Origin of the sequence: Limnohabitans sp. DM1 (assembly GCF_001269385.1) — a bacterium.
Lineage (GTDB): Bacteria > Pseudomonadota > Gammaproteobacteria > Burkholderiales > Burkholderiaceae_C > Limnohabitans_A.
Genome location: NZ_CXOO01000037.1, coordinates 30,401 through 56,333, shown reverse-complemented (window position 1 = coordinate 56,333; position 25,933 = coordinate 30,401). Strand labels below are relative to the sequence as shown.

Annotated in this window: 20 protein-coding genes; 12 read left to right on the top strand and 8 right to left on the bottom strand. The window is 60.1% G+C overall.

The window, feature by feature from the left end; genetic code table 11:
* The gene (locus AMM33_RS14845) at window positions 1-726 is read left to right on the top strand and encodes an alpha/beta fold hydrolase (RefSeq protein ID WP_090142080.1); all 726 of its coding nucleotides are present in this window, start codon (window positions 1-3) and stop codon (window positions 724-726) included.
* Between the two features lie 3 nt (window positions 727-729).
* On the top strand, window positions 730-2,175 hold the full coding sequence (locus AMM33_RS14840; RefSeq protein ID WP_090142079.1) for a sulfatase-like hydrolase/transferase: 1,446 nt from the start codon (window positions 730-732) through the stop codon (window positions 2,173-2,175).
* A gap of 109 nt (window positions 2,176-2,284) precedes the next feature.
* Here the strand turns inward: AMM33_RS14840 and AMM33_RS14835 are convergent, their stop codons facing one another.
* Together AMM33_RS14835 and mltB are read right to left on the bottom strand one after the other, a co-directional pair.
* Window positions 2,285-2,506 (bottom strand): TIGR02450 family Trp-rich protein, encoded by a 222-nt coding sequence (locus tag AMM33_RS14835; protein WP_090142078.1) that lies wholly within the window; start codon window positions 2,504-2,506, stop codon window positions 2,285-2,287.
* A 12-nt stretch (window positions 2,507-2,518) separates the two neighbouring features.
* Complete coding sequence (gene mltB, locus AMM33_RS14830; protein ID WP_090142077.1) at window positions 2,519-3,697, bottom strand: lytic murein transglycosylase B; 1,179 nt, start codon at window positions 3,695-3,697, stop codon at window positions 2,519-2,521.
* A 208-nt stretch (window positions 3,698-3,905) separates the two neighbouring features.
* Between mltB and AMM33_RS14825 the strand changes: the two genes are divergently transcribed.
* Genes AMM33_RS14825 through AMM33_RS14815 form a run of 3 tightly spaced genes read left to right on the top strand, consistent with a single transcriptional unit; the run spans window position 3,906 to window position 6,978 of the window.
* Entirely contained in the window at window positions 3,906-4,859 is a 954-nt protein-coding gene (locus tag AMM33_RS14825) for a histone deacetylase family protein (protein WP_090142076.1), read from the top strand.
* 50 nt (window positions 4,860-4,909) lie between these two features.
* On the top strand, window positions 4,910-5,710 hold the full coding sequence (locus AMM33_RS14820) for an enoyl-CoA hydratase (protein WP_090142075.1): 801 nt from the start codon (window positions 4,910-4,912) through the stop codon (window positions 5,708-5,710).
* Window positions 5,698-6,978, top strand: coding sequence for a mechanosensitive ion channel family protein (locus AMM33_RS14815; RefSeq protein ID WP_090142074.1), 1,281 nt, complete (start codon window positions 5,698-5,700; stop codon window positions 6,976-6,978). The genes AMM33_RS14820 and AMM33_RS14815 overlap by 13 nt, the downstream gene beginning before the upstream one ends.
* A gap of 236 nt (window positions 6,979-7,214) precedes the next feature.
* On the opposite strand, the gene AMM33_RS14810 is transcribed toward AMM33_RS14815, so the two are convergent.
* The 3 genes from AMM33_RS14810 to AMM33_RS14800 form a co-directional block, all read right to left on the bottom strand.
* Window positions 7,215-8,507, bottom strand: coding sequence for a TRAP transporter large permease (locus AMM33_RS14810; RefSeq protein ID WP_090142073.1), 1,293 nt, complete (start codon window positions 8,505-8,507; stop codon window positions 7,215-7,217).
* Window positions 8,504-8,920 carry a TRAP transporter small permease gene (locus AMM33_RS14805; protein ID WP_090142072.1) on the bottom strand — a complete coding sequence of 139 codons (417 nt, stop codon included), beginning with the start codon at window positions 8,918-8,920 and terminating at the stop codon, window positions 8,504-8,506. The genes AMM33_RS14810 and AMM33_RS14805 overlap by 4 nt, the downstream gene beginning before the upstream one ends.
* Before the next feature lie 149 nt (window positions 8,921-9,069).
* A complete protein-coding gene (locus tag AMM33_RS14800) occupies window positions 9,070-10,086 on the bottom strand; it encodes a TRAP transporter substrate-binding protein (protein ID WP_090142071.1) in 1,017 nt (338 codons plus the stop codon).
* Between the two features lie 280 nt (window positions 10,087-10,366).
* On the opposite strand from AMM33_RS14800, the gene AMM33_RS14795 reads away from it, so the two are divergent.
* The 5 genes from AMM33_RS14795 to AMM33_RS14775 all read left to right on the top strand — a co-directional run bounded on the left by AMM33_RS14795 (window position 10,367) and on the right by AMM33_RS14775 (window position 16,492).
* On the top strand, window positions 10,367-11,122 hold the full coding sequence (locus tag AMM33_RS14795; RefSeq protein ID WP_090142070.1) for an electron transfer flavoprotein subunit beta/FixA family protein: 756 nt from the start codon (window positions 10,367-10,369) through the stop codon (window positions 11,120-11,122).
* A gap of 112 nt (window positions 11,123-11,234) precedes the next feature.
* Window positions 11,235-12,167, top strand: a complete 933-nt coding sequence (locus tag AMM33_RS14790) for an electron transfer flavoprotein subunit alpha/FixB family protein (protein ID WP_090142069.1) — start codon at window positions 11,235-11,237, stop codon at window positions 12,165-12,167.
* Window positions 12,168-12,254: 87 nt separating this feature from the next.
* Complete coding sequence (locus tag AMM33_RS14785) at window positions 12,255-14,045, top strand: acyl-CoA dehydrogenase (protein ID WP_090142068.1); 1,791 nt, start codon at window positions 12,255-12,257, stop codon at window positions 14,043-14,045.
* A 321-nt stretch (window positions 14,046-14,366) separates the two neighbouring features.
* Window positions 14,367-15,320, top strand: coding sequence for an NAD(P)H-dependent flavin oxidoreductase (locus AMM33_RS14780; RefSeq protein WP_090142067.1), 954 nt, complete (start codon window positions 14,367-14,369; stop codon window positions 15,318-15,320).
* Between the two features lie 32 nt (window positions 15,321-15,352).
* Entirely contained in the window at window positions 15,353-16,492 is a 1,140-nt protein-coding gene (locus AMM33_RS14775; protein WP_228768156.1) for an acyltransferase family protein, read from the top strand.
* Window positions 16,493-16,508: 16 nt separating this feature from the next.
* Here AMM33_RS14775 and cphA (AMM33_RS14770) read toward each other — a convergent pair whose 3' ends face one another.
* Together cphA (AMM33_RS14770) and cphA (AMM33_RS14765) are read right to left on the bottom strand one after the other, a co-directional pair.
* Window positions 16,509-19,088, bottom strand: coding sequence for a cyanophycin synthetase (cphA, locus tag AMM33_RS14770; RefSeq protein ID WP_090142066.1), 2,580 nt, complete (start codon window positions 19,086-19,088; stop codon window positions 16,509-16,511).
* A gap of 34 nt (window positions 19,089-19,122) precedes the next feature.
* Entirely contained in the window at window positions 19,123-21,294 is a 2,172-nt protein-coding gene (gene cphA, locus AMM33_RS14765; RefSeq protein WP_090142065.1) for a cyanophycin synthetase, read from the bottom strand.
* Window positions 21,295-21,459: 165 nt separating this feature from the next.
* Between cphA (AMM33_RS14765) and AMM33_RS14760 the strand changes: the two genes are divergently transcribed.
* The gene (locus AMM33_RS14760) at window positions 21,460-23,766 is read left to right on the top strand and encodes a cyanophycin metabolism-associated ABC transporter (RefSeq protein WP_090142064.1); all 2,307 of its coding nucleotides are present in this window, start codon (window positions 21,460-21,462) and stop codon (window positions 23,764-23,766) included.
* Complete coding sequence (locus tag AMM33_RS14755; RefSeq protein WP_090142063.1) at window positions 23,763-24,227, top strand: cyanophycin metabolism-associated DUF1854 family protein; 465 nt, start codon at window positions 23,763-23,765, stop codon at window positions 24,225-24,227. The genes AMM33_RS14760 and AMM33_RS14755 overlap by 4 nt, the downstream gene beginning before the upstream one ends.
* A gap of 189 nt (window positions 24,228-24,416) precedes the next feature.
* Here the strand turns inward: AMM33_RS14755 and AMM33_RS14750 are convergent, their stop codons facing one another.
* A complete protein-coding gene (locus tag AMM33_RS14750) occupies window positions 24,417-25,781 on the bottom strand; it encodes an MBL fold metallo-hydrolase RNA specificity domain-containing protein (RefSeq protein ID WP_090142130.1) in 1,365 nt (454 codons plus the stop codon).
* Window positions 25,782-25,933: the final 152 nt, after the last annotated feature.

Here is a 25,933-nt window from a genome sequence, read left to right as displayed (position 1 = left end):
ATGAGTTGCTTTGTGTTGATTCATGGCGGCTGGCATGGCGGCTGGTGCTGGCGTCGGGTGGCGAAAAATTTGCGCGACCGTGGGCACGAAGTGTTCACACCTACGCTCACTGGAATGGGAGAGCGCCAGCACTTGTGGACGCCAGAGGTCGGCTTGGCCACACACACACAAGATGTATTGAATTTGATCCGGTTTGAACAGCTGAGCCAGGTCATCTTGGTGGGGCACAGCTATGGGGGCACGATCATGACGCTGGTGGCTGATCAAATGGCGGCCCACATCAACGCCCTGGTGTACGTGGATGCGGTCATTCCCGAACAGGGTGTGCCAGGATGGGACGGCTTTCCCGATCAACGCAAGGCGGACATGCTGAATGGCGCAAGCACGCTGGGCGGCCACAGAGTGCCCCCGCCTGATCCATCACTTTGGGGGGTGACGGAAGCCGAAGATTTGGCTTGGCTGCGCGCTTGTTGTACGCCGCACCCACTCAAGACCATGCATGACCGGCCTCAGCTGCGCCAGGCTTGGAGGGCCGTTGGGACCAAGCACTATATTTTGGCGGGGGCACAGATGAACCCACGCTTTTCAGCGCATTACAACGCAGCGCAAAGTCAACCTGACTGGACGACCGAGGTCATCGCTGGGGGCCATGATTTGATGGTCACTCACCCGACAGAACTCAGCATGGCGCTGGATCGGATCGCGCAAAACACAACAAGTCATTGAATCATGGCCACTGAAAACTACAACACATTGATACTGCTCACCGATGAGCAAGACGCACAGGTCATGGGATGCGCCGGTCACCCCTTTGTCACCACCCCGCACATGGACGCTTTGGCGGCGCGAGGCACACGTTTCACCAACGCTTTCACCCCCTCGCCAATCTGTGTGCCTGCGCGAGCGGCATTGGCCACTGGCCGGTGGGTGCACCAAACCGGCTATTGGGACAACGCCATGGGCTATGACGGGCGTATTCCAGGTTGGTGCCATGATTTGGCCCAAGCGGGTCAGCGTGTCGAGTCCATCGGCAAGTTGCATTACGTGAGCGAAACTGCGCCCACGGGTTTCATGCGGCAGCATCAGCCCGCTCACCTGGCGGTAGGCATTGGTCAAGTCTGGGGTTCTGTGCGCAACCCTTTGCCCGATGAAAAACGTCCACCGTTTCTTTTTAACGAATTGGGGGCAGGGGAGTCGAGTTACAACCGCTATGACATGGCCAGTGCAGAAATAGCCGTGGCGTGGTTAAAAGACCGTGCTGCCGAGAAGAGCACGACACCTTGGACATTGTTTGTTGGTTTTGTGGCGCCGCATTTTCCCTTGGTGGTGCCCCAAAAGTACCTCGATCAAATTGACTTTGACCGCATTCCTGAACCCCGCTTGCATCCCGATCGCGGCCATCCCAGGCATCCGTGGGTGCAGCGGCATGCCGACTATTCAAACCCTGACCAAGAGTTGGGCTCTGCTCAGCGACGTCGCGAGGCCTTGGCTTGTTACTTTGCGTTGGTCAACTTCATAGACGAGCAGTTGGGGCTGGTGCTGAACACCTTGAAGGACGCCGGATTGGAAGGCAGCACCCGTGTGATCTTGAGCAGCGATCATGGCGACAACCAAGGCGTGCGAGGCATGTGGAACAAATCGACGCTGTACCGCGAAGCCACCCATGTGCCGATGGTGGTAGCAGGTCCAGGTGTTCCTGAAAACCACCTGTGCCATACCCATGTCAACTTGATTGACGTGGCACCCACTGTGCTGGCCAATTCGGGTTTGGCGCCGGACAAGGACCTGCCGGGACGCTCTTTGGTGGAGATTGCCCGCTCTCCTGATGACCCTCAGCGCCTGGGATTCAGCGAGTACCACGCTTTGGGCTCGCCCAGCGCAGCGTACATGCTGCGCCAAGATCGCTGGGCGTATCACCATTACGTGGGATACCCGGCAGAGTTGTTTGACATCATCAATGACCCTGGTCAAACCACCAACCTGGCTGCAAGCGTCACGCACCAAGAAGTGTGTCGGTATTTTGAAAAAATCCTGCACCAACAACTGGACCCGGAGGCCGTTGATCAGCAGGCCAAAGAAGACCAAGACCGATTGGTCGCAAAATTTGGTGGACGCGAAAAGGCGTTGAAAATAGGCACGCCAGGGGCAAGTCCTGTTCCTGCCAAGACATTGTGAGTTTGCCGTCACGCTCCGTAAGAGCAACTTACTTTCAAAGTTTGGACTCAAATGCCAGTGAACAAACATTGGCGTTGACGGCTAAAAACCGATTGGCTGATTGATTGCTTTAAACCCAGCCCTGCCGCCACACGCTGTCGTCCTGCAGATCCCGCCAAGCAATGACCTGCACAGCCTTGGAAAACACCGACTCGATTTCTACCAATTCAATCGGGTCCGTGGGCTCATTGGGTTGGATCACCCGGCTGACCCAAAAATGCTTTTGTTTGGCAACAGGTTTGACCGCGGTCCACTTGGTCAGCAGAAGTTTTTTGGGGTTCAGGGGGTTCATGCGTCATGGCCCTCAAGGCTTGCTTTGCACTTCCCGCGCCACCGCCTCGGCCAACTCGATCACCGCCATGGCGTAGTAGCTGCTCCAGTTGTAACGGGTGATGGCGTAGAAGTTTTCGGTGCCGGCCACATAGCTGGGTGGGTTGTTGCCGTTGCGCAATTCGATCAGGGCTAGTGGGCCGTTGTGGGTCAGTGCTGCGCCTTCAAGGGCTGCACCTTTGGCCGTGAAGCTGGCCACGCTGAAGGTGGGCAGGATGTCGGGGGCGAGCAGGGCGTCCATGTCGGTTTGGCCGGGGGTGAGGGTCACGGGGTAGTGTGTGGGCATGCCCGTGCGCCACTGGAAGGCCTTGAAGTAATTGGCGACTGAGCCGATGGCGTCAGTCGGGCTTTCAAACAGGTCGATGCGGCCATCGCCGTCGAAGTCAACGGCGAAGCGGGTCCAGCTGGACGGCATGAATTGCGGCAAGCCCAGTGCGCCTGCGTAGCTGCCGCGCACGGCCAGGGGGGAGGCTCCGCTTTGCTGGCTGAGTTGTAAAAATTGTTCCAGCTCGGCGCGGAAAAACGCCTGGCGTTCTGCTGCACGCGGGTGGGCCAATGGAAAGTGAAAAGCCAAGGTGCCCAAGGCGTCGACGATGCGGAAGTTGCCGGTGTTTTGCCCATACAGCGTTTCCACCCCGATGATGCCGACGATGATGGCGGCTGGCACGCCGTATTCTTTTTCGGCACGCTCCAGGGTGGCGCGGTGGGCAAGCCAGAATCGGGCGCCGGCCTGGATGCGGATGGGCTCGATGAAGCGCGCCCGGTAAGCCCCCCAGTCTTTGGCCGTGGGGCTGGCGGGGGGCAGTACGAGTTTTTCCACCAGGGGCAGGCGTTGCGCTGGCGCCAGGGTTTTGAGCACCCAAGCGCGGTCGAGTTGCAGGCGACTGGCAGCGTCATGGGCCCAGGCCAGAACTTCGGGGTTGTCCATCAGGCGCGTGGCTTTTACAGGGGCTCTGGGGGTGGCTTTGGGGTGGTGTGATTTTCGGCTGGATGTCGGTGATTGGGCCGTTTTGCCTGCATGCTTGTCATGGCGGTTGACCGCGAAGGCGGGGTCTGACCAGGCCAGTGAGATCAGCACAACGAGCAGGCCTGCGCACAAAGGGTTCAGGCGGGGGTCCGGCGGGGTGACGTAGGAGCGGGCAAGAAAATTCATGTGGGCTCAGTTTAATCGCGAGGCGATTGCATTTTGCAGCTTGCAGGCTTCTGCTTCGACGGATGCGTGTGGAGCAGTGATCCTGGTGGTGCGCTGCTCGTCAGATACTGCAAGCTGGGCGTGATAAGCTGAAACTGATAAACGTGCACTAATTTAAAAAATTCAACACTTCCGAGAAGGGTGTTGAACTTGCAGGAAGACAAGCCATATGGGCGCGACAGGTTATTTCACACACCCCACATGTTGGAAACACGAGATGGGCGCGGGCCATCCGGAATGTCCTGAGCGCCTGGGCGCCATCGAGGACCGGTTGCTCATCACCGGGCTGGACATGGCTTTGCAGCGGCGAGAGGCCGGACCGGCCGCCTTGGCTGACATTGAATTGGCCCACGGGCGCATGCATGTGGCGTCTTTGCGGGGCCTGAGCGATGTGCTGCGCGAAGACATGGACGCAGGTGGCCCCAGCCACACCTCCATTGACCCGGACACCATGATCAACGTCCACACTTGGGAGGCTGCCCTGCTGTCGGCCGGGGCGGCGATTGACGCCACCGATGCGGTCATGGCCGGTGAGTTGGAGAACGCTTTTTGTGCCGTGCGCCCGCCTGGTCACCATGCCTGCCGGGACAAGGCCATGGGGTTTTGTTTTTTCAACAATGTGGCCATTGCCGCCAAGTATGCGGTGGAGCGCCATGGGCTCAAGCGCGTGGCGATTGTGGATTTTGATGTGCACCACGGCAATGGCACCGAAAACATCGTGGCCGGGGATGAGCGGATTTTGATGGTCAGCTTTTTCCAGCATCCGTTTTACCCGGAAGGCGGTTCGCAGTCTCATGCAAACAATCTGGTGAATTTGCCGGTGCCGGCCTACACGCGGGGCATGGACATCCGCGAGTTGATCGACATGATGTGGATGCCGCGCCTGGAGGCGCACCGGCCCGAGCTGATTTTCATCAGCGCCGGGTTTGATGCACACCGCGAGGACGACATGGGGCAAATGGGGCTGGTTGAGCAGGACTATGCCTGGATCACCCAGCGCATCAAGGATGTGGCCCTGCGCCATGCCCAGGGGCGCATCGTCAGTTGTCTGGAGGGCGGCTACAACCTGAGCGCCTTGGGCCGCAGCGTCGAGGCGCATTTGCGCGTGCTGGCCGACGTCTGAGCCCTGACTGGGCCGCCGGGCGGCTTGCGGCTTTGGGCACAATCGGGGGCATGACTGATTCAACTGTTCCTACCGGGGCCGATGTGCTGCTGCACGAGCGCGATGCGCGTGGCGTGCACCGCCTGACCCTGAACCAAGCAAGCACCTTCAACACTTTGGGCGAGGACATGCTGCATGCCCTGCAAAACGCTCTGCACCAGATCGCCTTGGACGAGCACGCCCGTGTGGTGGTGCTGGCGGCGGCGGGCAAGGCTTTTTGCGCCGGGCACAACCTCAAGGAAATGCGGGCGCAGCCCGAGATGGCCTACTACCAAAAGCTGTTTGCGCAGTGCACGCGCATGATGCTGTCCATTCAGAACCTGCCGGTGCCGGTGATTGCGCGCGTGCAGGGCGTGGCCACCGCTGCGGGCTGCCAACTGGTGGCGCAGTGTGATCTGGCGGTGGCTGCCGAGACCGCCCGCTTTGGGGTCAATGGCATCGATGTAGGCCTGTTTTGCGCCACGCCCAGCGTGCCCCTGGTGCGCAATATGCATGCCAAGCAGGCCATGGAAATGCTGCTAACGGGCGGTTTCATCAGCGCGCAAGAGGCCTGCCAGCGAGGCCTGATCAACCGCGTGAGCGCCTCAGAGGGGCTGGATGCACAAGTTAACGAATGGGTTGACTCGATTGTGAGCAAGCCCCGCGAGGCTGTGCGCATGGGCAAGGCGCTGTTTTACAAGCAGCGGGAAATGGGCATCGAAGCGGCTTACCAGCTGGCTGGTCAAACCATGGCCTGCAACATGATGCACGCCGACGCCCAGGAAGGCGTGCAGGCATTTATTGACAAAAGGAGCCCCGCATGGCGAGCATGAAGTCACTTCACATCACCGACCCCCTGGCTTGGCTGGACAAGCTGGTTCGTGCCGATTCCTTGCACGTTTTGTTGGCGTTTGTCGTTTGTGTGGGCTTGTCCTGGGGGGCTGCATGGCTGGTGCGCCGGGCCTTTGCAGGGGCCGAGTTGTCGATCCTTTTGGGAAAACGCTTGGTGGACGGGGTGCTGTTCCCCACTTTGTTGCTGGGCCTGACCTTTGCTTCGCGGGCGCTGTTGACCACCGACCACCCCATGGCCTTGTATGACATCTTGTTGCCGGTGTGTATTTCTCTGGCTCTGATCCGTCTGGGCGTCAAGGTGATGCAGGTGGCCTTCGGTGAAGCCCATTTTGTGCGGGTGCTGGAGCGGACCATTTCCTGGATGGCATGGCTGGCCGTGGTGTTGTGGGTCACAGGGGTTTTGCCGCTGTTGCTCGATGAGCTTGATCAAATCCGCTGGAAAGTCGGTGGCAGCGTCTTGTCGATGCGCACGTTGATCGAAGGCGCGCTGACGGCAGGTGCCGTCATGATCGTCATGTTGTGGGTGTCGGCTGCGCTGGAGTCTCGTTTGCTCAGATCGGCCACGGGCAGCGATTTGTCGCTGCGCAAAGTCATCAGCAACACGGTGCGCGCTGCCTTGATGTTTGTGGGCTTGATACTGGCTTTGTCTTCTGTGGGCATTGACCTGACGGCTTTGTCCGTATTGGGTGGCGCGGTGGGCGTGGGCATTGGTTTTGGCTTGCAAAAACTGGCGGCCAATTACGTCAGTGGTTTCGTCATCCTGGCCGAGCGCAGCATGCGCATCGGCGACATGGTGCGGGTCGACGGTTTTGAGGGACGCATCACCGACATCAAGGCCCGCTACACGGTCATTCGGGCCCTGTCCGGACGGGAATCCATCGTGCCCAATGAAATGCTGATCATCCAGCGCGTGGAAAATTTGTCGCTGGCCGACCCCAAGGTGTCGCAAAGCACCCAAGTGTCGGTGGCCTACAACAGCCCGGTGGATTTGGTGGTGGACTTGTTGGAAGACGCTTGCAAATCCCAAGCTCGGGTGTTGCCCGATCCTCCGCCTATAGCCAGCTTGGCCACATTTGGTGCCGATGGCCTGGAGTTTGTCGTGTCGTACTGGATCGCCGATCCGGAAAATGGCCCCCTCAAACTCAAGTCGGACATCAACCGCGCCATCTTGCAGATCTTGCAAGCCAACGGCATCGAGATTCCGTTTCCTCAGCGTGTGGTGCACAACGTGCTGCCCCCCACCGCCTGATCGGGCTGCTGGGGCCATGTACGCACCCGTTGAGCCGGTTTTGTAGGTCGGCGGCTTCAGCCCCGACATGCGGTCTTAACCGAAGCCTGCAAACTTCGGACTCCGCGAGTTCCAAGCTGCGAAGGCGTGGTAGGTAGGCCGTCGAAGCGGCGAATGAGCTGCGGAAGCCTTTAAGGGCTGCTGACCATGAAAAACGGCACGCCAAGGCGTGCCGTTTTTGCAATTGGATGACGCTGTCAGTCCATCATGGAAGGCAACCACAGGCTCAAGCCCGGGAATGCCAGCAAGATGCCCAAGCAGATGATCAACACCACCACCAGCGGCCACACGCCACGGAAGATGGTGCCCAGCCCCACTTTGGGCAGCAGGGTGTTGATGACGAACAGGTTCATGCCCACGGGCGGCGAGATCAGGCCGATCTGGATCACCATCACGATCAGCACGCCAAACCACACCGGGTCAAAGCCCAGCTGGGTGACGATGGGGAAGAACAGCGGAATGGTCAGCAGCACCATGGTCAGCTCTTCCATCACGGTGCCCAAAATCACATAAATCAGCATCATGGCGCCCACGATCATGATTGGTGATAGGCCCAGGTGGGTGATCCACTCCTTGAGTTCCATGGGCATGCTGGTGAAGTTGACGAAGTTGGCAAAAATGGTGGCCGAAATCAGCAGCGTGAACAGCATCGCGGTGGTGCGGGCCGATTCGACCAGCACCTCGAACAAGGCCTTGAAGCTCAGAGCCCCCCGTGCCACGGCAAACAGGAATGCACCCATGGCCCCCATGCCAGCGCCTTCGGTAGCGGTGAAGAAGCCGCCATAGATGCCTCCCAGCACGATCACCACCAGCAGCAAAACCCCCCAGATGCCGCGCAGTGCCGCCCAGCGTTGTGACCAGCTGAATTTTTCGCCTGCTGGCGCATGTTCGGGGTCACGCGAGGTCATGATCACCACGGCCACCATCATGAGAATGGCGGTCATCAAGCCGGGAATCACCCCAGCCGCGAACAATTTTCCGATGTGGGTCTCTGTGATGATGCCGTAGATCACCATGATGGTGGACGGCGGAATCATGATGCCCAGGGTGCCGCCCGCTGCGATCACACCGGTCGACAGCGCATCGCTGTAGCCGAGCTTTTTCATGGACGGGTAGGCCACTTTGCTCATGGTCGCAGCCGTTGCAATGGACGAGCCGCAAATGGCGCCAAAGCCTGCGCAGGCGGCGATGGTGGCGTGCGCCAGGCCGCCCCGGCGGTGGCCGATGAAAGTGTAGGCAGCATGAAAGAGCTCATGCGCCAACCCTGCACGGGCGACAAAGTTGCCCATCAGGATGAACAGCGGGATCACCGACAGGGTGTAGGCAAATCCAGTTTCGTAAACCACTTGGGCTGTGCTGGCCACCGCGGGCATCCATCCGCGAGTCAAGCCAATGCCCACCAGACCGACCAGGCCCATGGAGAAAGCCAGTGGCACGCGCAAAAGCGCCAGGCCAAAGATGGCCGCAAATCCAATCAGCGCTTCAATCACAGCACGCCTCCTTCGTTGTCTTGTTGTTCCTTGAACATCAAGCTCAAGTGGATGAGGCCGGTGAAGGCACACAGCAGGCCCATGCCATAGATGAACGGGGCTTTGAGAATTTTGAGTTGGGCCGTGGTTTCACCGGTTTGCAGAAAGTCGCCACCGGTTTTCCACATCAACCAGCCCAGCGAAACCAAAGCGGCGCCGCACAGAAGGTGCACCAAGGCGCGCTGAATTTTGCGAATCATTTCAGGCAGATAGGGGTCCATCGAGTCGAACACCACATGTTCGCCACGCTCGGATACCAAAGGCAGGGCGCCGAAAATAACAACCACCATCAGCAATTCGGTCAATTCCAGAGACCCGGTGATGGAGTTGCCCAAAAATTTTCTGCCCCCTACATCGAGGAAGGTGAGCAGCATGATCGCAAAGAGGGCGATTCCAGCGAGTAGCCCGCAAAGGGTTTCAAGCAGTTTTTTCAAAACAGGTGTCTTTCAAATTCAAAAAGCGGTCCCCTCGTTCAGAAGGGGACCGCCGGTTGTTCCTTTTGCCCCATCGGGCAAAGCGGAAATCACTTCTCCAGTTTGGCGATTTCGGCGCGGAAGTCAGCCAGCACTTTGGCTGGGTTCTTCAGGCCCTTGCCTTCAGCGGCTTTGATCCAAGCTTGTTCCAGAGGTGCGGTTTTGGCTTTGACGTCGGCAACGAACTTGGCATCGGCCTTGGTGACCGCCACACCGTTGACTTGCATCAGCGCAAAGGCGCGGCGATCCACTTTGTCCCAGCCACGGCCAAAGATGCGGGCAGCGGTTTCGCCAGAGATGGCATCCACAGCTTTTTTGTCTTCTGCAGACAGCTTGTCGTACTTGGCCTGGTTCATCATGAAGACGAAGCTGGTGTTGTACAGACCGCCTGGGAAGGTGGTGGCGTGCTTGATGATCTTGTCGATCTTGAACGATTCGGTGGACTCAGCCGGGAACAGCGTGCCGTCCATCACACCGCTGGACAGCAGTTCATAAGAGTCCGGTGCGGGTTTGAGCGTGACATTCATGCCCAGTGCTTTGGACATGTCATTGACCATGCCACCGCCAACGCGGAATTTCAGGCCTGACAAGTCATCCACCTTGGTGATGGGACGCTTGGTGTTGAACACAATGCCAGGGCCATGGGTGAACAAGCTGATGACCTTGACACCAGGGTGCTCGGCCGCGAACTCGGGGTGCTTGTCGCTCACGCGGCTTAAAGCCACCGAGATGGTTTCAGCGCTGTTTCCCAGGAAAGGCAGTTCGGCCATTTGCGGAGCGATGAAGCGGCCGGGGGTGTAGCCATGTACGGTGTAGGACACATCAGCCAAACCATTTTTGACCGCATCATAAGTGCCTGGGGCAGGCGTCACGCCACGGGGCAGGATGTTGCACTTGATGCGGCCTTTTGTGTTGGCCTCGAGCAGGTCGCACCATTCTTTTTGGGCCATGCTGGCCGTGTGGGTGGGCGGCAGCCAGCTGGAGACGGTCAGGACCGTCTGAGCTTGAGCTGTGCCAGCCAAGCTGGCCAGAGCTGTCAATGACAAGGAAATCAGGACTTTCTTCATGGTGGACTCCACACAAATTGGTTACTAAACATAATCTAATCGGTTGATGATCAGACTGCAATTGATACTAACCTGAATTCACCGACCGATTGGTCGGTGAATTCCCGGGGGTAGGATGCAAAAAAGACGTCTTTTTCATGTGTGTAAAATACGAACGGTCGTGCTTTTTTGGGTGAATCGACAACACGCCAGGGCAATTTAGTGCAAAATTGACCTTTACGTTGACGTAAACGTCAATTGATTTCAGACTTTCAAAATCAATCCAATCGGAGATGCTTTCATGAAAATTCTCGTTCCCGTCAAACGGGTGGTGGACTACAACGTCAAGGTGCGCGTCAAGTCCGATGGTTCGGGCGTGGACATCGCCAACGTCAAGATGAGCATGAACCCCTTTGACGAGATCGCGGTCGAAGAAGCTGTGCGTCTGAAAGAAAAAGGTCTGGCCACTGAAGTCATTGCTGTGTCTTGCGGCGTGGCCCAGTGCCAGGAAACCCTGCGTACCGCCATGGCCATCGGTGCCGACCGCGGCATTCTGGTCGAGACCCCAGCGGATTTGGACCTGCAGCCCTTGGCCGTGGCCAAGCTGCTCAAGGCTCTGGTGGACAAAGAGCAGCCCGGCCTGATCATTTTGGGCAAACAAGCCATTGACGACGACTGCAACCAGACCGGCCAGATGCTGGCCGCTTTGGCCGATCTGCCCCAAGCCACCTTCGCCTCCAAGGTCGACATCGTGGACGGTAAAGCCCATGTCACCCGCGAGATCGATGGCGGCCTGGAAGTGCTCAGCATCAGCCTGCCTGCGGTGGTGACCACCGACTTGCGCCTGAACGAGCCACGCTACGTGACCTTGCCCAACATCATGAAGGCCAAGAAAAAGCAGCTCGACACCTTCAAGCCCGAAGACCTGGGTGTCGATGTGGCCCCCCGCATCAAGACCCTGAAAGTGGCAGAGCCTGCCAAGCGCAGCGCCGGCATCAAGGTGCCCGATGTGGCCACGCTGGTGGATAAATTGAAAAACGTGGCCAAGGTCATTTAAACAAACCTTCTTTTTGTAGGAGCCAGCCCTGCTGGCGATAGCCGGTCGTGGTCCGCAAGCCATCGCTTGCAGGCAAGCTCCTACAACAACCCGTATCCATCAAGGAACCATCATGACTTCTCTTGTGATTGCAGAACACGACAACGCCTCGATCAAAGGCGCCACCCTCAATACCGTGACCGCCGCCGCCGCTTGCGGTGGTGACGTGCATGTGCTCGTCGCAGGCCACAACGCAGGCGCTGCTGCAACGGCCGCCGCCCAAATCGCGGGTGTGACCAAAGTGATCCACGCCGACAGTGAAGCCTTGGCTCATGGCCTGGCCGAAAACGTGGCAGCCCAAGTGTTGGCCATTGCTGCCAACTACAGCCACATCCTGTTTCCCGCCACTGCGGCAGGCAAGAACGTGGCGCCTCGCGTGGCCGCCAAGCTGGACGTCGGCCAAATCAGCGATGTGACGCAAGTGTTCTCTGCCGACACTTTCGAGCGACCCATCTATGCCGGTAACGCGATGGCCACGGTGCAAAGCCTGGATGCCACCAAAGTCATCACCGTGCGCACCACCGGCTTTGACGCCGCAGCCGCTGCAGGTGGCAGCGCCACGGTGGAAAGCGCATCAGCCCAAGCCGACAGCGGCAAGAGCAGCTTCACGCGCAGCGAGATCGCCAAGAACGACCGCCCTGAGTTGACCGCCGCCAAGATCATTGTGTCGGGTGGCCGCGCATTGGGCAGCGCCGAAAAGTTCAACGAAGTGATGACCCCCCTGGCCGACAAGCTGGGTGCTGCCATCGGTGCCAGCCGCGCAGCGGTGGACGCAGGCTACGCCGCCAACGACCTGCAGGTCGGCCAGACCGGCAAGATCGTCGCGCCTCAGCTGTACATCGCTGCGGGCATCTCGGGTGCGATCCAGCACTTGGCAGGCATGAAGGATTCCAAGGTGATCGTGGCGATCAACAAGGACCCCGAAGCACCCATCTTCAGCGTGGCCGACTTTGGCCTCGAAGCCGATTTGTTTGCCGCCGTGCCTGAGTTGACCAACGCACTGTGATGATTTGACGACTACAAAAAAGACCTCCTTGAGAGGTCTTTTTTGTACCCGACCCCTATTTCCTCGGACCCTCATCGGAGACAAGACATGAGCTACATCGCCCCCCTCAAGGACATGCTTTTCAACATCGAGCATCTGGCCCGCATTGACCAGATCGCGCAGATTCCCGGTTTTGAAGACGCGGGTCTAGAAACCGCTCAGGCCGTGCTCGAAGAGTGCGCCAAGCTCAACCAGGACGTGATCTCGCCCCTGAACTGGGAAGGCGACAAAAACCCGTCCTTCCACAACGGCAGCGGCGTGACCACCACGCCCGGCTTCAAAGAGGCTTATCAGCAGTACGCCGAAGGCGGCTGGCAAGGCCTGCAGCACCCCGCTGACTTTGGCGGGCAAGGCCTGCCCAAAACCATTGGCGCGGCTTGCGGCGAAATGCTCAACTCGGCCAATATGGCCTTTGCGCTGTGCCCCTTGCTCACCGATGGCGCGATCGAAGCATTGCTCACCGCAGGTTCGGACGAGCTCAAAGCCACCTACCTGGAAAAGCTGATCTCCGGCCAGTGGACCGGCACCATGAACTTGACCGAGCCACAAGCCGGCTCGGACCTGGCCGCTGTGCGCACCCGCGCCGAGCCGCAGCCCGATGGCACCTACAAAATCTTCGGCACCAAGATCTACATCACCTACGGTGAGCACGACATGGCCGAGAACATCGTGCACCTGGTGCTGGCCCGTGTGGTGGGCGCACCCGAAGGCGTCAAAGGCATCAGCCTGTTCGTGGTGCCCAAATTCATGGTCAAGGCCGATGGCTCTTTGGGTGATCGCAACGACGTGCACTGTGTGAGCATCGAGCACAAGATGGGCATCAAGGCCAGCCCCACAGCCGTGCTGCAGTTTGGCGATCACGGTGGTGGCGTGGGCTATTTGGTGGGCCAGGAAAACCGCGGCCTCGAATACATGTTCATCATGATGAACGCTGCCCGTTACGCCGTGGGCGTGCAGGGCATCGCGATTGCCGAGCGCGCTTACCAAAAGGCCGTGCAATACGCCCGTGACCGCGTGCAAAGCCGCCCGGTGGACGGCAGCTTGCCCGCTGCTGGCCCCATCATTCACCACCCCGATGTGCGCCGCATGCTGATGACCATGCGCGCCTACACCGAAGGCTGCCGCGCCATGGCCGCCACCGCCGCTGCGGCCTACGACGCTTCGCACCACCATCCCGATGCCGAGGTGCGCAAGCAAAATGCCGCGTTCTACGAATTCATGGTGCCGCTGGTCAAGGGCTACAGCACCGAGATGAGCCTGGAAGTCACCAGCCTGGGCGTGCAAGTGCACGGCGGCATGGGCTTCATCGAGGAAACAGGTGCGGCGCAGTACTACCGCGACGCCAAGATCCTGACGATTTACGAAGGCACCACCGCCATCCAGGCCAACGACTTGGTGGGTCGCAAAACCGCCCGTGACGGTGGCCAGACCGCCAAGGCGCTGGCTGGACAGGTGGCGCAAACCGAAAGCGAATTGGCCGCTTCTGGTAACGCCGATGCGCAGGCCGTGGCCAAGCGACTCAAAGCCGCCCGCGAAGCCTTTGTGGACGTGGTCGAGTTTGTGGCGGGCAACACCAAGGCCCACCCCAACGACGTGTTTGCAGGCAGCGTGCCTTACCTCATGCTGGCCGGTAACCTGATGGCGGGCTGGCAAATGGGCCGCGCCTTGCTGGTGGCCCTCTCACCCGAAGCGCAAGCCCAAGACGCTGCCTTCATGGCCGCCAAGGTGACCACCGCGCGTTTTTACGCCGACCACATCCTGTCCAAGGCCCCCGGCATCCGCGACAGCATCGTGGAAGGCGCAGGCAGCGTGACCGCGATGGCGCTCGACGCGTTCTGACACCGTGGCTTTGAACAAGCATTTGCAAAGTTTCAAACCATCGCCAGCAGGGCTGGCTCCTACAGGGGACAAGCACCATGTCGGTCTTCCTCATGCATGGGGCCGACACGAGGCAGCTGCCTGTGCCGGTTTTTTTGTAGGAGCTTGCCCTGCAAGCGATGGCCTGCCGTCCAGCGCAGACAAATCGCCAGCAGGGCTGTCTCCTGCAAGGGACAAGCACCACGCCGGTTTTCCTCACGCAAGGGGCCTGCTTGTCGCCGCGCCGACACCGTTTGATGCCTTTGTTCTCTCACAATAGACCGATATTTTTCAGGAGACTACATGTCCAAGTTGCCCCCGGTTCTGGCGAACCTGCCGTTCCCCGCCATCGCTTCACCTTTGTTCATCATCAGCAACCCCAAGTTGGTCATTGAGCAGTGCAAGGCGGGCATTGTCGGCTCCATGCCCGCTTTGAACGCCCGCCCTGCTGCGCAGCTCGAAGAGTGGTTGATCGAGATCACCGAGACCTTGGCTGCCTACAACGCCGCCAACCCCGACAAGCCCGCTGCGCCCTTTGCCATCAACCAAATCGTGCACAAGAGCAACGACCGTCTGGAGCACGACATGGCCATGTGCGTGAAGTACAAGGTGCCGATCATCATCACCTCGCTGGGCGCTCGTGAAGAGATCAATGCGGCCGCGCACAGCTACGGCGGCGTGGTGCTGCACGACATCATCAACAACAAACACGCGCACAAAGCGATTGAAAAAGGCGCGGACGGCCTGATTGCCGTGGCCGCAGGTGCGGGTGGCCATGCGGGTGTCAAAAGCCCGTTTGCTCTGATCCAGGAAATCCGCCAGTGGTTCGATGGCCCGGTGGCTTTGTCGGGCTCGATCGCCACGGGCGATGCGATTTTGGCGGCGCAAGCCATGGGCGCGGATTTCGCCTACATCGGTTCAGCCTTCATTGCCACGCACGAAGCGCGTGCCGCCGAAGAGTACAAACAGGCCATTGTCGACAGCAACTCCGACGACATCGTCTACAGCAACCTGTTCACCGGGGTGCATGGTAACTACCTGGCCCCATCCATCCGCGCGGCGGGCCTGGACCCTGAGAACCTGCCCGAGTCCGACCCCAGCAAGATGAACTTTGGCGGTGACGCCAAAAAAGCCTGGAAAGACATCTGGGGCTGCGGCCAGGGCATTGGCGCCATCCAGTCGGTGCAAAGCACGGCCGATCTGGTGGCCCAGTTCAAGGCCCAGTACCAAGCGGCCCGCGCCCGCTTGGCGCTTTGAGCGTCTTGCGCACGACTGTCTCTGCTCCTGAGGTGGCGCCCCTTTCGGGGCGAGCTTGGCTGCTTGACCTGCTCAAGGCACTTGGCTGTGTCTTGATTGTGCTCCACCATCTGGCTTTTTACGGACCCATGTCGGACGTCGTGATGGGCGCCTGGCCCCAACTGATCGAATGGTTGTTTGACCGTGCGCGATTGGCGGTGCAGATGTTTTTGGTTTGCGGTGGCTTTTTGACAGCGGGCAGTTTGAGCCACATCATGAGACTTGATGCGCCATTGGCTGCGCAGTGGCTGTGGCGTCGCTATTTGAGACTGGCGCTGCCGCTGCTGGCGGCCCTGAGTCTCGTGGTGCTGGTGTCTGAAATCATCAGGCCTGGATTTGATCACCCCTCTTTGTCCGCTTTGCCCACATGGTGGCAGGCTTGGGCGCATGTCTTTTTATTGCAGCATTTGCTGGATTTGGAAGCCTTGTCGGCGGGTGTTTGGTATGTGGCCATGGATTTTCAGCTGTATGCGCTGGCCTTGCTGGTGCTGGCCATGGCACAGTGGCTGAGCCGCTTGAAACCTCACACAAGTGCAGAGGTTTGGTGCAAACGTCTTTGGCTGACGCTGGCTGCAGCGTCTTTGTGGTGGTGGAGTGGCATTGAAAGTCTGGACGATTACGCCCTCTATTTTTGCGGCTCTTACGCCATGGGTTGGCTGGCCTATCAGACTCGACGGGCGCAGGAGGCGGGAAAATTCGGGGCCAGTTTGGGAGTTTTTGTGTTTTTGGGTGCCATGGCGCTGTGGTTGGCCCCGAATTGGCGGCTGGTCACCGCTTTGGCGGTAGCGGCCTTGTTGGTCGGCGCTCCGCTGACTTGGTTTCAGTCCCCTGTGGGAGGTGGCTTGTGGTGCCGGACAGTTCAGGGGATCTCAAGGATGTCTTACGCCGTGTTCGTGGTCCATTTTGGCGTCAGCTTGGCGGTCAATGCCTGGGTGTCGCAACGCTGGCCTGAACAGTTGTTGCCCAATGCATTGGGGATGCTGGGCTCTTTGGCACTGTCTTTGTTGGCCGGGGCTTTGCTTTTCAAATATGTGGAGCAACCCCGCCCGACCTTCATGCGCTGGCTGCGTTGGGTGGGGATTTTCATGTTCAGTGTGGCGCTGGCCATGCACATCAACAGCCTGGCGGGCTGAAGCCGCCAGGTGAAAATCAGGCTTTCAGGCTTTCAGCTTTGACTTTTTCGGTGATGTAGGCCAATGCTTCTTCGACCTGGTCGATGAGGATCAGGCACAAATCACCTGCATTCAGGCGCGAAAGCGCAATGTCAATGGCATTAAATTCACCCTGAATGTCTTCGATATGGCGGGCGCGTGAGGCGCCATGCAGACCTTCGCGCAAGAGCTGAAGCACTTCGCCGTCTGCTCGGCCGCGTTGACAGGCATCCTGATACAGCAGCACATCGTCAAAGGCTGCCCCCAGAATCTGCGTCTGCTCGCGGATGTCTTGGTCGCGCCGGTCGCCAGCGCCGCTGATCACCACCACCCGTTTTTTCGCGGGCATGTTGTCTACGGCCTGCACCAGAGCCTGGATGGCATCGGGGTTGTGGCCGTAATCGGCAATCAGGGTGGCCCCTTTGTAATCGAACACGTTGAAGCGACCGGGGACGCCCTGGATATCGCTGATGAACGTTGCAAGGCCTTGGGCGATGGCATCCCAAGGTGCATTCACTGCCCAGGCTGCAGCCACAGCCGCCAGCACATTTTCAGTCTGAAAACCGATCTGACCTTGGCGCGTCAAGGGCACTTGGGCCAGCGGGATGCGGAAAATCTGTTTGCCGTTTTGGGCCACGATGTCGCCGTCATCAGTGAAGACCACGCGTTTGCCTTGAGCGCGGTGCGCGGCCAGCACGGGCTGGTTGCCGTCGAGCGCGAAAAACGTCACATCGCCGGGGCAGTGGTGTGCCATGGCGACCACCGCAGGGTCAGCCGCGTTGAGCACGGCCATGCCATTTTGCTCAACATTCAGCACAATCACGCGTTTGAGCACCGACAGGTCTTCGAGCGTGGTGATGTAGTTAAGACCCAGATGATCGCCAGCGCCTATGTTGGTCACGATGGCCACTTTGCAGCGGTCGAAGGCCTGGCCTTCGCGCAGCAAGCCGCCACGCGCGGTTTCAAACACGGCGGCATCCACCTCGGGATGCATCAGCACATTGCGGGCGCTGCGCGGGCCGCTGCAGTCGCCTGAATCGGTCTGGCGGCCGTTGACGTACACACCGTCGGTGTTGGTCATGCCCACGCGCAGGCCTTGGGCTTTGAGCAGGTGGGCGGTCAGGCGCACGGTGGTGGTTTTGCCATTGGTGCCGGTCACGGCAATCACGGGCACACGGCCGTTGTCACCATCGGGATACATATGGTCAAGCACGGCCTTGCCGATATCGCGGCCCTTGCCGTACGAGGGACTGATGTGCATGCGCAGACCAGGGGCGGCATTCACTTCGACAATGCCGCCGTTTTGCTCTTCAAGAGGCCGCATCACCGACTCACACACCACGTCCACGCCGCAAATGTCCAGGCCCACCATTTGCGCGGCCTCGATCACGCGGGCGGCCACTTCGGGGTGCACATCGTCGGTCACATCCGTGGCGGTGCCGCCAGTGGACAGGTTGGCGTTGTTGCGCAGGATCACGCGTCGGCCTTTTTCGGGCACCGATTCGGGCTCCAGGTCTTGCTCACGCAGGCGGCCAATGGCGATGTCGTCAAAGCGGATTTTGGTCAGCGATGTGGAGTGACCTGTGCCGCGACGCGGGTCGGCGTTGACCAGGTCCACCAACTGGCGCACGGTGTGCTTGCCGTCACCCACCACCAAGGGCGGCTCGCGGCGTGCAGCGGCGACCAGTTTGTTGCCCACCACCAGCAAGCGGTAATCGTGGCCGGGCAGGAATTTTTCGACCATGACCACGCCGTAGCGCACGGCGGTGGCATAGGCGTTGTCAAAGGCCGTGCGGTCGGTGATATTGACTGAGACGCCTTTGCCCTGGTTGCCGTCCTGCGGTTTGACGACCACGGGCAGGCCCACTTCCAGGGCCACTTGCCAGGCCTCGTCCACGGACAAGGCCGGCCGTCCCATGGGCACGGGCACCCCGGCTGCGTGCAAAAGGCTTTTGGTCAGGTCTTTGTCTTGTGCAATGGACTCGGCAATTGCACTGGTGGTGTCAATCTCGGCGGCCTGAATTCGTCTTTGCTTGGCGCCCCAGCCGAACTGCACCAGGCTGCCATCCGTGAGTCGTCGGATGGGAACGCCACGGGCCACAGCTGCGTCCACGATGGCGCCTGTGGAGGGTCCAAGTCTCACTTCTTCGTCGAGTTCGTGCAGCTGGGTGATGGCCGCCTCCACATCAAAACCGACGCCGGTGATGGCGGCATGGCAAAGTTTTTCAGCCAGTTCCAAGGCCAAGCGCCCAACGGCCTCGTCACTGTATTCCACCACCACCTGGTACACACCAAGCTCTTGGGTCGGGGTGGTTCGGCTAAATGAGATGGGGCAACCGGCCTGGGTTTGCAAGCCCAGCGTCACTTTTTCAAGAGCGTGTGCCATGGCGACTTGCTGACCCGGCCGTTGCCCATCGAAGGGGCCGACTTGCGGGAAGATGCGGCGCAATTGCTGCTCGATGGGGTGCTGGGCGTTCAGCCCTTGCTCATGGGGTGTGCAAGTGATGATGGCTTCAATGGCCGTGTGGCGGCTCCACAAGTTGGGGCCGCGCAAGGCGCGAATTCGGGACACTTCCATGGAGATGGGTTCCTGTTGTTCTTCTGGGGCCGCTTCAGACGGCGGCGGTTTGGCCGTAGCTCTTGACACCCGCGCGGATCAGGTCGGCGCCCATGTCCAGAGCCCAGGCCGCGCAGCTGGCAATCAGCATGTCGGTCTGGCTGAGTGTGTCGGTTTTCAGTAAGCGGGCCACAGCGGGGCGCTGGCTGGAGAGCACGGACACTTCCTTGCTGCCTTCGGCCAGGATCAGCTGGCCATCGCGCCAGAAACCGACGCGGCCGCCTTCGCAGCGGTGCGCGCTCAGGCGTGCGTTGGATTCTTGGGCAGCATAAAAAATCACGTCGCCATCGCTGTACTGCGCCAAATCGGCCACGGCTTCATCATCTGCGTTGAGCACGGCAAAGCCATGCGGCAGCACCACATCAATCTGGGTGCGGATGTAGCTGGGCATTTTTTCGTCCGGACCGGGATACAGGTCTTCCAGCGGTGCGGCTTTGGGCATGCGGGTGACGATGCCCACTTGGCAGCGGTCATAGGGCAGGCCCTGGGTCAGCAAACGCCGTGCATCCGTTTCGAACACGGCCGCTTGTACGGATCGGTTCACCAGCAAACGCTCGGCTTGTTCAAAGTCCATGGCATGCTCTGTCTGAACGCAGCGTTGGTGAATGTAAAGGCCATCTGCACAAGCCAGCCCGGTGTAAAAACCGTGAAGGTGCAGCAGCCATGCAATGAGTTTGGCACTGCGGGTGGTGTCGCCATCACCCATCAGACCAATCACCGGGATTCGGCCGGTTTCCTGGGGGGGGATCAGGTGATCGGCAATGGCCTGACCGACTGGTCGGGGCTGGCCTTCGGCCGGGTTCAGGTGCATCAGCAAGCTGGGGCCTGCATTGACTTCGACCACCACGCCTTGCTGGCCCAAGGGTTCGCGGATATCCGGGGTGACCACATCCACACCGGCAATGTCCAGGCCCACCACGCGGGCTGCCAACACGGCCAGTGCGGCCACATCGGGATGCACCTCGTCGGTCACGTCGCTGGTCATGTTGCCCGTGCGCTTGACCAGCACTTGGCGACCCGCTTCGGGCACGCTGTCGGGGTTCAGGCCTTGGCGGGCCAACTCCAGCACCTCGGGGCTGTTGTCGCGCAGGCGCACCCGTTCGAGGGGCAAGCTGCCGTCGCTGCCACGACGTGGGTCGGAGTTGATCTGCATCTCGACCAGATCACGCACGCTGTGCTGGCCGTCGCCCGTCACACTGGCGGTTTCGCCACGGCTGGCGGCCACCAGACGGTCGCCCACCACCAGCAGACGGTGTTCGGCGCCCTGCACAAAGCGTTCCACGATGACTTCGCTGCCTTGCTCCAGAGCAATGGCGTAGGCCGCTTCCACATCGGCTTGGGTGTGCAGATCCAGCGACACGCCCCGGGCACGGTTGCCGTCGCTGGGCTTGACGCACACGGGCAGGCCGATTTCCTGCGCGGCCACCCAGGCAGCGGCAGGACTTGCCACCACCTGGCCTTCGGGCACGGGGACGCCGCACATGGCCAGCAGGTTTTTGGTCAGGTCCTTGTCTTTGGAGATGCCTTCAGCAATCGCGCTGGTTCGGTCGGTCTCGGCTGTCCAGATGCGCCGCTGGTTCACGCCGTGGCCCAATTGCACCAGATTGCCTGCGTTCAGACGGATGAAGGGCACACGACGGTCGTAAGCGGCTTCAACAATGCTGGCGGTGCTGGGGCCGACATACAGGCTGTCGACCATGTCTGTCAGTTTGGAGATGGCGCCGGACACGTCAAACGGACTGTCGTGAATGGCCGCAAGGATCAGCTCGCGTGCCATTTCCAGTGCGCTGCGACCCACGTCTTCGTGGTCGGTGCGGATGATGACTTTGTAGACCCCACGCGGGCCTGCCTCACGCGCTTTGCCAAAACCCATGGGCATGCCCGCTCGGGTTTGCAGCTCCAGACTGACGTGTTCCAGGATATGACCCGCCCAGGTGCCGGTGTCCAGTCGCTGGAAGAAGCCACCGCGAACCCCAGGCGTACAGCGGTGCTCGATCATCTGGGGCAGCCAGGCTTTGATCCTGTCGTTGAAGCCGGGCAGCAAGTTGGAGGGGAAATCCTCCAATTCACCGATGTCGATCAGGGCTTCGATCACGGGACGGTAGGTCCAGATGTTGGGGCCGCGCAAATGGGTCACGCGCAGGAACAGGATGTTTTTGGCGCTCATGGCTTGGGAGGGCGGCTATACAATGACCGGCCGATATTGGCGCTGGCACGAAGCTCAGGGTTCGAAAGATACATGGGCAGAGTTGGTGCAGTCGTTGGCCACACCAATGGTTGTTTTTGTCTCGACTGGCCAAATGGCTGGTCGGCTATTTGCGGTTCAATCTTCATGATCTCAACATCTTCCTCTGTTTTGCCCCGTCCGGTGATTCCAGACGTCTGGCAAACCGAGGTTTCAGTGCACCTTCAACCTGAAGAAAACGCGTCAGCCTTCTTGGAAGTTGACCTCGATGCGCAATTGAAGTTCGCTAAAAATGTCATTATTTTGACTGATCGCCGCGTTTTATCACCTGACGGCCCTGAAAAAAGTTGGCGCAGCTGGGGTTTGCAGCCCGAATTGAGCCTGAAATTGAGCGATCACGCGGGTGTCGGCACGCTGGAGTTGTCCACTTCGTCGGGGCGGCTGGCCGTTTGGCGCTTCACCTTGGGCCTGCAACCGGCGGTGGCTCGCTGGGTGGCGCAATTTGAAAGCCAGATGGCACGTCTGGGCAACACCGACCAGGGGCAGCCTTTGCAAACCCTGCTGTCGGGCTCGGTTTGCCCGGTTTGCCAAAGTCCCATGCGCAAGGACGAGGATGAGTGTTCCCAATGCGGCCGCGAAGACCTGACACCGCCTTCCACCTGGACCCTGTTCAAGCTGTGGCGCTTTGCCAAGCCCTACCAGGGCTCGCTGCTGGCGGGTTTTGTGCTGACTTTGGCCGCCACGGCCGCGACCCTGGTGCCGCCCTACCTGACCATGCCGCTGATGGATGACATCCTGATCCCTTACCAGAACGGCAAGGCGATTGATCCGGGCCTGGTGTCCCTGTATTTGATGGGTTTGCTGGGCGCCGCACTGTTGGCCTGGGTGCTGGGCTGGGCCAAAACCTACATCCTGGCGCTGGTGTCCGAGCGCATTGGCGCCGACTTGCGCACCACCACCTACGAGCATTTGCTCAAGCTCTCGCTGGAGTACTTTGGCGACCGCCGCACCGGTGACCTGATCGCCCGCATCGGCAACGAGACCGACCGCATCAACGTGTTCCTGTCCCTGCACCTGCTGGACTTCGCCACCGATGTGCTGATGATCCTGATGACCGCGGTCATCCTGTTCACCATCAACCCCACCTTGGCCATGGTGACCTTGCTGCCACTGCCCTTTATTGGCTGGCTGATCCATGTGGTGCGCGAGCGGCTGCGCACCGGTTTTGAAAAGATCGACCGCGTCTGGGCCGAAGTGACCAATGTGCTGGCCGACACGATTCCCGGCATCCGCGTGGTCAAGGCCTTTGCCCAGGAAGACCGCGAAGCCACCCGCTTCAAGGACGCCAATCGCCACAACCTGATGGTCAACGACCGCCTCAATCGTGTCTGGGCCTTGTTCTCGCCCACGGTCACGCTGATGACTGAAGTGGGTCTGTTGGTGGTTTGGGGCTTTGGCATCTGGCTGGTGTCGGATGACCAAATCACCGTGGGTGTGTTGACCGCATTCCTGGCTTACATCGGCCGCTTTTATGGCCGTCTGGACACGATGAGCCGCATCGTCTCGCACACGCAAAAAGCCGCCTCGGGGGCCAAGCGTATTTTTGACATCCTGGACCATGTCTCCAGCGTGCCCGAGCCGGTGAATCCTTTGCCCCTGCCACAGGTGCAAGGGCGCATCACGGTGCGCGACGCCGGTTTCCGCTACGGCAATCGCGCCGTGATCCGCCAGCTCAACCTGGACATCCAGCCTGGTCAGATGATCGGTCTGGTGGGGCACAGCGGCTCGGGCAAAAGCACCTTGGTCAATTTGATCTGCCGCTTTTACGACTTGACCGAAGGCGCTATCGAGCTCGACGGCACCGACATCCGCCAGCTCAAAATCGCCGACTACCGCAGCCAGATTGGTTTGGTCTTGCAAGAGCCCTTCCTGTTCTTCGGCACCATTGCCGACAACATCGCCTATGGCAAGCCCGGTGCGACCCGCGAAGACATCGTGGCCGCTGCCCGCGCCGCGCACGCACATGAATTCATCTTGCGCATGCCGCAGGGTTACGACTCGCTGGTAGGTGAGCGCGGCCAGGGCCTGTCTGGTGGTGAGCGCCAGCGCATCTCGATTGCGCGAGCTTTGCTGATCAACCCACGCATCCTGATCCTGGACGAGGCCACCTCGGCAGTGGACACCGAGACCGAAAAGGAAATTCAGCGTGCCCTGGACAACCTGGTGCGCGGTCGCACCACCATTGCCATTGCGCACCGCCTGTCCACCTTGCGCAAGGCCGACCGTTTGGTCGTGATGGACAAGGGTGTGGTGGTCGAAGAAGGCTCTCACGACGAACTGATCGAAGCCCAGGGCGCTTACTGGCGCCTGTACGAAGCGCAGCAGCGCCAGGCCGAGGCCGAAGCGGTGTTGGGTGGCAGCAGCCCGGTGACAGCACAAAAGGTGAACGCATGACCCCGTTTGATTTGCAACGCGATGCCTTTGGCCGTTGGACCCTGGTTTTGGTCGATGGGACACGCCACGCGCCGGTGACCGCGCTGCGGGCTTACCCCGTGACCTCGCCCGAGCAGGGCATTGCCCTGATGGACGCCGAAGGGCATGAGCTGCTCTGGATCGACGACCTGGCCAAGCTCGATGCTGCCGTGCGCACCACCGTTTTGCAGGCACTCAATGAACGGGAATTTCTGCCCGAAATCCTGCGTCTGGAGGGGGTCAGCAGCTTTGCCACGCCCAGCACCTGGACGGTGATGACGGATCGCGGGGAGAACCAGTTTTTGCTCAAGGGCGAAGAAGACATTCGCCGCCTGACGGGCACGGTGCTGCTGATCAACGACGCTGATGGCGTGCAATACATGATCCGCGACCTCGCAGCCATGGACAAACACTCGCGCAAGCTGCTCGACCGCTTTTTGTAGGTCTGGGCTTCAGATCCGATGATGACGGCTTTAGCGCTGATGAGTCTTGTCGGGGCTGAAGCCGCCGATCTACAAGAGCGCTGTCTCCCGTAGGTCGGCACTCGCAGAGTCCGACGCTGTTGGTTTTGCGCAGGCCCATGTCAGGGCTGAAGCCGCCGATTTCCCAGAATTCAGATAAACGCCGTGCTGCTACAACGGCCAGACCGAGCCTTGCTCGGGCACCAGAGCGCGCCATTTGATCTCGTGCTCAATGCGCTGGCGAAGCATGTCTGAGGCTTCGCGTTCGCCGTGCACCACATACACCTGCCCGGGGGCGCTGGGCATTTTGTGCAGCCAGCTGAGTAGCTGGTTGGCGTCGGCATGGGCCGAGGCCGACTCGATTTGCACCACCTCGGCGCGCACTGCCACATCCTGGGCATGGATTCGGATGGTGTTGCTACCACTGGCCAGCCAGGCGCCACGTGTTCCGGGGGCTTGGTAGCCCGTCAGGATGATCATGTTGCGATGATCGCCAGCGTATTGCGCCAGATGATGCAGAACGCGCCCGCCGGTGGCCATGCCGCTGGCTGCCAGAATCACCATGGGGCCGTGTCTTCTGGCCAAAGATTTCGATTGCTCGGGCGTCTCCAGCATGGTGGCCACATGGTCCATATTGCGTACTTCCTGTTCGCTCAGGCGGTGCTCGCCAGGGTGGCGTTGAAACAGCGCGGTGGTGTGGATAGCCATGGGGCTGTCCAGAAAAATCGGCAAACTGCGTGGAATCTCTCCGGCCGCCTTGAGTTGGGCGATGGTGTGCAGCACCGCTTGTGCGCGACCCACCGCGAACACCGGCACCACGGCCACGCCGCCCCGGGCGGCCAGCTTGTGCAGCAGGGGGCCGAGTTCTTCAAACAGTTTTTCCTTGGGGTGCTGGCGATCACCATAGGTCGATTCGATCAATACCGTATCGGCTTGCGGCGGTGGCTCGGGCGGGTTCATCAAGGGGTCATCGGGCCGCCCCAGGTCGCCAGAAAACAGGATGCGCCGCCCCGACACATCCAGCAGCAAACTGGCGGCCCCCAGAATGTGGCCCGCCGGTTGAAAGCGCGCTTTCCAGCCATGCATCGGCTCAAACCATTGGCCTTGCCGCTCGGCGCGCAGGTGCTTGAGGCTGTCGATGGCCTCTTGCTTGCTGTACAGCGGTAAGGCCGGTGCATGCTTGGAAAAACCATGCCTGTTGGCAAAAAACGCGTCTTCTTCCTGAATGTGGCCACTGTCGGGCAACAAGATGGCCACCAGATCGCAGGTGCCCGTTGTGGCGTGCACACGGCCTTTGAAGCCATTTTTGACCAGCAGGGGCAAATAGCCGCTGTGGTCCAGATGGGCGTGGGTGAGCAAGACGGCGTCGATGCGGTTGGCTGCCACGGGCAAAGGCCCCCAATTGCGCAAACGCAACTGTTTGTAGCCTTGAAACAGCCCGCAATCGACCAGAAGGCGCTGGCCTTGATGCTCGATCAGGTATTTGGAGCCGGTGACAGTGTCGGCTCCGCCCAGGAACGTGATGGTGGCGCTCATGCTTACCATGGTGGCCCCAAAAGCCAAAGGCTGTTTGACGCAAGTCAAACAGCCTTGGGATCGGTCTCATCAGGTTTCTGTAGGTCGGACCTTCAGGTCCGACATTGCCGGTGCAGGCGCGCCATCATGTCGGGGCTGAAGCCACAGACTTA